A 7562-nucleotide genomic window follows, 5' to 3' on the forward strand; every position below is an offset into this window, starting at 1 on the left:
TCAATTTGAGCATCCTCTCCTCCTTTGTGCAAATCTATACCACTCAAAAAGTCACAGATTAGTCACAGATTGTTTTTTTTACCCCATTTGTACCTGAACCGTTTTCCGATTCCTTGCTCTCATCTCCACACTTACAGGCGGGTAACTCTCGATAAAATAGAAGGTTCTTTATATCGATATAAATTGTAACGGATGCATTTAAAATTGAAAAATAGACTAATTTAAACGCTATTGGTTAGTTTAACAGAATAAATGGATTGGCAGCAACATATCAATCTCAAAGAGTTCGTCATTCCTGCCCGTGGGCTTCTTCGAAGATATGCTTGAGCAGGAATCCATTTCTTGAAGAACCACGCCGTAAACGGCATGGATTCTTCGTCGGTATGGAATATATCAATCGCTTAGTTCGCCCGACCCAAGCCCCGCTTGGGTACCCCGCCGCTATAAATAGCGTGGATTGCGGCGAACACCCGTTCAAAATAGTTCCCTGATTTCGCAGAGACGACGTCCAGATTCTTAATATCCTGGAAATGATTGAGTAGTGAGAAACTGGATTCCCACTTTCGTGAGAATGACACAAAACCAGTGTAGATAGATGTACATAACCTCTGTCACAGACGGTGATTCCTACTCTTATTCTCAATGGAGCAGAGATAAGATTGAGAAACGGCATTATTTTGTAAATGAAGAATTATTCGATCAAAAGTCAGTCCACTTTTCAATTTTAAGCAACATCAAATTATAATAGTTCTTAAAACAGATTGTCTTATGCTTTTATCATATACTTTATATCAAGTATGTCTTTCAGATGCCGTAAAAATACGTCCGTAATATGCGCATCGAACTGTGTGCCTGCTTTTGATTTTATATATTCAACTGCTTGATCGACAGGGAGGGCATCGCGGTACGGTCGTTTGATGGTCATGGAATCAAAAACATCCGCCAGTGCGGTGATCCTTCCTTCTACAGGAATACTGTCTGTCTTCAATCCATGCGGATAACCTGTTCCGTCCATCCTTTCGTGGTGTGTAAGCGCTATCTGTCCTGCCATATCGAGTAACTTAGATCCGGAATTGGTCAATAGCGTAGAGCCTATTTGTGTATGCTTTTTTACCTGTTCGAATTCTTCCGCGGTGAGACTTGACGGCTTCAGGAGTATGAGCGATGATATACCTATCTTCCCTATATCATGCAGGGAGCTCGCTATGGATATCTTCTCAACCTCCTCTTTTGTAAAACCCATTCCGTCTGCTATACTCATGACATACTTGCTCACCCTTATATTATGGTTCCCTGTATCATTATCTATATATTCAACCGCTCTCGAAAGCCTGTAGACGATATTGATATTGGCTTCTTTCAGTTCTAAAATTACTTTTTTTAATTCTTTTGTCTTCTCGACAATCTGATTGTTCAGGTTATCTATATGCTTTTTGACATTTAAAAGATTCCCGACTCTCACCATAAGCTCATAGCGGTCTATGGGTTTCGTCAGAAATTCATCCGCGCCTACGGAGAGCGCCTTCATCTTCGAGTCTGCATCATTAAGGGCTGTTATCATGATAACGGGTATCGTAGAGTACTGTTCGTCTGATTTAATGCTCTTGCATACTTCTATGCCGTTGAGTTCCGGCATAAAAACGTTGATCATGGCAATATCCGGACGAAGTGTTCTTATTTTTTCCATGGCTTGAACGCCATTCGCTGCTTTTATGATGGCATATCCCATGGGGGAAAGGGTTGCACTTATCAACTCTATATTCTCCGGCCTGTCGTCCGCGACAAGGACAATAGGCGGATGTTTTATTGTTTTTTGTTCTTCTGCTTTTCCGTATTTCTTTATCACATCAAGGATATCTTTCACATGGAATGGCTTGCTTATATAATCATCACAGCCTGCCTGAAGGAATCTGCTTCTGTCGCCTTTCATCGCCGCTGCTGTAAGGGCTATGACCGGGATGTTATTTGTTTTAGAGCTTGTTTTTATGAGTTTTGTCAGCGTGATACCGTCCATACCCGGGAGGTTCATGTCCATAAATATCAAATCGGGAATATGGTCGTTGATAATCCTCATGGCGGATAAGCCGTTACTTGCCTCGATAACGACATAGCCGCGCAATTCGAGTATATCCTTAATAAGCCGTGCGCTTTTGGGATCATCTTCAACGACGAGTATCCTCATGAGGACCTCCTTCCGCTAACCCTGTAAATCTCTTTTAACAGAGTTTGCCGGTCAATAGGCTTTAAGATAAACGCTGAGGCGCCAAGCTTTAACGCCTCTTTGCCCTCTTCTATGGATGAAATGATAATTACGGGTATGCCTTTTGCATCGAGATCTGCTTGTAATGATTTAAGGACCATCCAGCCATTTTTCTTAGGAATAGAAAGATTGAGTGTAATTATGTCCGGTTTTAAACCCTTTAACATGGTCAAAGCCTGTTCTCCATCGTATGCAATGTCTACCTTATACCCTGCCTCCTGCAGGTATCCTTTAATGAGTTTTGCTATGGCATGGTCATCTTCGATAACGAGTACATGGTTACCGTCAATCCTTTTTTGCACCTGAGCAGCTTGAGGCGACCTAATCGGGTGTTTTATGTTTGCAGGGATAGTAAACGAGAATCTGCTGCCTTTCCCAACCTTGCTCTCCACCCATATCTTACCACCGTGTAGTTCTATGATCGCCTTTACTATGGAAAGACCAAGGCCCGTGCCTTCGTGAATGGACGGATGCGATAACCTGATCTGGGAAAAAGGATAAAACAGCTTGGACATTGCCTCTTCAGGGATGCCTATACCGGTATCCTCTACGGTGAACATGACATCTTTATCCGCTTTACTGACGATAAGGGATACACTACCGCTATCCGGGGTAAACTTGATTGCGTTGGTAAGAAGATTATAGAGGACCTGTTTTAATTTCCTTTCATCGGCATAGACCGTGGTAACATCCGGAGAGATTACCTCCGACAGATTGATATAATGCCGCAATGCCCGTTCTTTTACCATGGTGATACTCTGTTCCACGATATCTCTCACATAAAATTCGGAGGGTTCAAATATCATCTGACCGGATTCTACACGCGCAAGATCCAGGATATCGTTGATGAGCAAAAGCAGGTGCTCGCCTGCCTCAAGTACGTCTTTTATATATTCCTCCTGTTTTTGATTGAGCTCCCCGAAATTACGTTCAAGCAGCACCTCCGAGAACCCCATAATGGCGTTCAGGGGCGTACGCAATTCATGCGACATACTCGCAAGAAAATCGGACTTTGCCTTGTTTGCTTTTTCAAGTTCCACATTTCTGAATTCCAATTCTGCCTGCAGTGCTTTTAAAAAGCTGATATCGGTAAAAATACCGATCTTCCCGGTAAGTTCACCGTCCTCTATAATAGGTGCACCGCTTGTAATGATGGGTATGCTGGTGTGATCTTTTGTGAGTATATTGATCTCGTACGTTGACGGATCACCCTTGGCCCGTTTTTCAAATTCCGCTGCAAGTATTTTTTTATTGTCTTCGTCAAACAGATCGAAAATCGATCTGCCTGCAATCTCCTCTTTTGTATAGCCCAGCATCTGAGTAAATGCAGGGTTGATATCCACAATCCTGCTATCCTTATCGAGCACACACAAGCAATCGTGCATGTTGTTGATATAAAATTCCTTGTGCTTGAGCTCCCGTGTCCTGTCCTCTACCATAGCTTCGAGCTGGTTCGTGTATATCTGCAGGCTTGCGATCATAGTATTAATGGAATGCTCTATTACCGCAAGCATGCCTTTTGCTTTTGTGTCCGCTCTCTGTGAAAGGTCGCCTTTTTCAACCGACTCCAGTATTGGAATCAGTTTCTGCATGGGTAAAAAGATAGTGCTGTAAAAATAAAACAGCAAAAAAAGGAGAACGATGACTACAAGGGATAATAAAACAGTTGTCACGGTAGAAAAATAATGGATGTGTTTGTTATTTATGGATTCCTGTCTCTGCAAAAAAACATCGAGGTCCTTATGGATATTCGAACCGGCACTATCAACCTCCAACCGGTCGGAGGTTGCGAATCCTTCTTTAAACTTACCTATGTCGGCATTAATGCTGTTCAAAATGCGCTTGCAATCCGGATCCGGATTGGCATACGTTGATAGTAACTGGATGCCATGTCTTAAACCCGATAAAGAGGTTTTCGAAACACGCGACACAGCAGGTGAATTTTCCGAAACAATCACATCATCGATTATATTTCTTTCGGCATGTGCAACTGACTTCAGTCGATTGTTTTTTTCGAGGATGCTTAGGGTATACGATCTTAACCCTATTACAGTAATCAATAATACTATCAATAAGATTAAGAATATATAAACATGCTGCACATGCTTTTTCAATAGAACCTCTCAATAAAATAATATATGCGTAAAAATGAGCGCTAAAATATATCAGTATACGTCTATTGCGATTACATGTTCTATACTATTACTCTTGCATGTTTTTGTACTATTAAAAATAGTTAAATGCAAGCTTTTTTTGAAATATATAGATAATTTTCAACGCACCGGTAGTAAAGCTTTTCTGTTTGTAAAATGCCACTTACATTATTCCTCTCTATGTGCGATCTGTGATGTTTTAATAACAATTATTAGAATAAAAATCACAACAATTTATCCAACACTTTGATAAACAACGATTTTATTTGTGGCATAAAAAATGCTTTTAGTTCTTTCAGTATGGAGGCAAAGATTATGTGGCTTTTAAAGTTTACGTTTATAGTATTTGGAGTGATATACGAATTACTGCATTATGTAGTTACGAATAGTTATCACGCTATAAACAAAAAAATATCGACCTATTTTTATAAAACGAATAAAGAACAGGCTTAGCTTATCTCGTCATCCAGGATTTGCTTTTTAATGTTGCCATTGCATAGGGAAATATCCACTGCAGTGTAAATATAGAAAAATAGGAATACAGAACACCATACAAAAAGTCTGAATTCTTCTCGGAACGAATGTAATATATCATATAAACGAGCGAAATTACCCCAACCACCGAAAGGTATCTGAATATGTTTGCCGGATACAGTATAAGATTTATGAATAGGAACGACATTGCATAATACTGAAACGGGTAACGCAGATTAACGATTATAAAATTAATAAATGGCAGCACCCTGTGTTTTTTCCTGTATTTTTTGAGAATAAAAGTTGAGAGGATGATGGACTCCCGTATATTGCTTCTTTCCCATCTCAAATACATCTTTGAGAGTTTATTGTAATTCGTCGGGACCTGCGTACGGACAACAGCACTGTTCTGATAGGTTGTGTAAAACCCTTTTTGCAGTATCATATTTGTAAGCGCCCGGTCTTCGCCGTACGTGCATACCTCCCCGAGGAACATCTCATGAAGCCATGGATCCATTACCTGCCTGACGACGTCAGCCCTGTACGCCGAGAACGCACCCGGACAGCACAAAACAGCTCCGTAGGTTGACTGGCACGCCCTTGTGAAATCAAACGACAGGATAAAACTTACACCGAGCATTTTTGGCACTATACCTTCTCGCTTGTTTAAGACCTTTACGTTGCCGGCTACCGCACCGATTTGCTGGCTTCTCAAAAACGGCGCAATAATATGACCGATCGAGCCTTTCTCTATCAAGGAGTCGGAATCTATGGTTATGAATATATCCCCTTTTGCCTTTTTAAATCCACTGTATAAGGCATGACGTTTCCCCATGTTGCGGGGTAGTTTGATTAAGGTAACATTGTCGTCATAGCGCGCTTTTGCTTTCTGCATATAGAGAAATGTATCATCCTTCGATCCGTCATCGATGCAGAGTACCTCTACTTTATTGCGGGGATAATCCGATTCCACGGCAGCTTTGATTGCTTTTTCTACCAGCGCACCTTCATTGTATGCGGGGATGATCACGCTGACAAACGGTATATGATCATCCTGCTGTAGAGCATACGGTTTATATCTCAGCCATAGGAATGTTCTGAAAATCAGATACAAGAGTGTAATTGCAGAATAACTGACAGAGGCGTACGTGAAAAAACTGAAAATCCTCCCGCGGGCAATGGTAATCTCCCAAATCCTCACAAATGAACCATAATACAGAGAGGCGACCACAAACAACACGATAAGAGACAGTATGCCGGCTTTAAGCATAAAATCTAATATTTTTGTTACCGTTGAAGTGGCGGATTCCGCACTATTCCCATTACTTGTACCGGCCGGCGGATTTGTTTGCTGCCACAGATCCTGTTTTGCCTTCGATTCCGCAGGCGGGGTTTGTATTCCAGTTTTTATTGCAGGTATTCTATATCCGAAATCCATTTTCTTTATATTTTGAATTCTGTCATCGTAAGTTTTTTCTTCAGGCATATCACAAACACCTAATATCCGGTCTTGTCAAAGTCAAGTTTTTAAGAAAGGGTATAAAGTTAATTCATACCTTCAAAAACAGCGGATTTGGAAACAACTATTGACATTGCTGTTGAAAATCATTATCAAAAAGGTATGGGACCCAATAAAGACAAAACCGAAGAGATCAAAAGAGAACAGCCAGCTCTCAGTCCGTTAAACGCCATGAAATCGGGGGAGGAAGGGACAGTAAAACAGGTCATGGGCGGAATGGGATTCATCAAAAAACTTATTAACATCGGGATACGCACCGGCAGTAAGATAAAGGTTGTCAATGCTTCGGGCGGACCTATCATCGTATCATCCGAAGGAACAAAAGCGGCAATAGGCAAGGGCGCTGCATCAAGGATTTTTATCGAGGTTTATCCTGCCAAAAACAGCGAGGTTAACAAACTTTAACGGTGACGAACGGTGGTGGTATACTAAAATCGCGGGGGCAAGCAGGACAAACGGTGTCCTTGACACAGTCCAAATGCTCCTGTATGTTTGTAAAAAAAGTAAGGGAGGTTACTTATGAAACAAATAACAAACAATAAAGGCACGTTATTTATCGTGTTTATGTTAGTTTCTTTCATAGCCTTCATGAGTAGTTGCGGCGGTGGATCCGGATATGTGCCTGCCGGGAATAACCCTACTGTTTGTCCGCAGAATCTGCCCGCTGACATGCAGAAGCTCCTCGGATGCACAACACAGAAACAGCAACAAACACCACCGACGAATGTTACCCTGCCACCCCCGATCGTCGTGGTAAATGGTGGAACGTTTGTGTCAACATGCACTTCCATACTTCAAAGTGGTCTTATCCCAATAGTATTAAATGCACAAAGTTACGGGATTCCCGGTGCTGTTGGAGGTGCGACAATCTCGCTCTTCACCTCAACAAGCAACAAGGCTGCAAACCAAACGCCGGATACCACGGTTACATCCGGTTCATCAGGAACGGTAACGACAATAGTCCCGACAGGCATACCATTTGCTGTTAAAGCAAGTGCCTCAGGCTATATGGATACGTACCAATTCGGAGAGATTGTCTCTGCTGCGGATGCTAATGCATTATTACCTGTGGAATTGATGTCCAGCACGATAGTTTCTCTTGCGAGCGGCAGTGCTAAAGTAACTCAGGATCCGTCAATGGGTGCAATAGTCGGTA

Annotated in this window: 6 protein-coding genes; 3 read left to right on the top strand and 3 right to left on the bottom strand. The window is 41.8% G+C overall.

Annotated elements, in window-relative coordinates:
* Positions 1-766: 766 nt before the first annotated feature.
* Both M1381_04005 and M1381_04010 read right to left on the bottom strand, forming a co-directional pair.
* Positions 767-2182, bottom strand: a complete 1416-nt coding sequence (locus M1381_04005; GenBank protein MCL4478249.1) for a response regulator — start codon at positions 2180-2182, stop codon at positions 767-769.
* Positions 2179-4374: an ATP-binding protein gene (locus M1381_04010; protein ID MCL4478250.1), complete on the bottom strand. Its 2196-nt coding sequence runs from the start codon at positions 4372-4374 to the stop codon at positions 2179-2181. The genes M1381_04005 and M1381_04010 overlap by 4 nt, the downstream gene beginning before the upstream one ends.
* A gap of 354 nt (positions 4375-4728) precedes the next feature.
* Here M1381_04010 and M1381_04015 point away from each other — a divergent pair, with 354 nt between their 5' ends.
* Positions 4729-4866, top strand: coding sequence for a hypothetical protein (locus M1381_04015; protein MCL4478251.1), 138 nt, complete (start codon positions 4729-4731; stop codon positions 4864-4866).
* Position 4867: 1 nt separating this feature from the next.
* Here M1381_04015 and M1381_04020 read toward each other — a convergent pair whose 3' ends face one another.
* Positions 4868-6373 (bottom strand): glycosyltransferase, encoded by a 1506-nt coding sequence (locus M1381_04020; GenBank protein MCL4478252.1) that lies wholly within the window; start codon positions 6371-6373, stop codon positions 4868-4870.
* Between the two features lie 135 nt (positions 6374-6508).
* On the opposite strand from M1381_04020, the gene M1381_04025 reads away from it, so the two are divergent.
* Both M1381_04025 and M1381_04030 read left to right on the top strand, forming a co-directional pair.
* A complete protein-coding gene (locus tag M1381_04025) occupies positions 6509-6811 on the top strand; it encodes a ferrous iron transport protein A (protein MCL4478253.1) in 303 nt (100 codons plus the stop codon).
* Positions 6812-6925: 114 nt separating this feature from the next.
* On the top strand, positions 6926-7562 hold a 637-nt coding region (locus M1381_04030; GenBank protein MCL4478254.1), incomplete at its 3' end, for a hypothetical protein.

This window comes from Deltaproteobacteria bacterium, from assembly GCA_023382265.1.
Lineage (GTDB): Bacteria > JAMCPX01 > JAMCPX01 > JAMCPX01 > JAMCPX01 > JAMCPX01.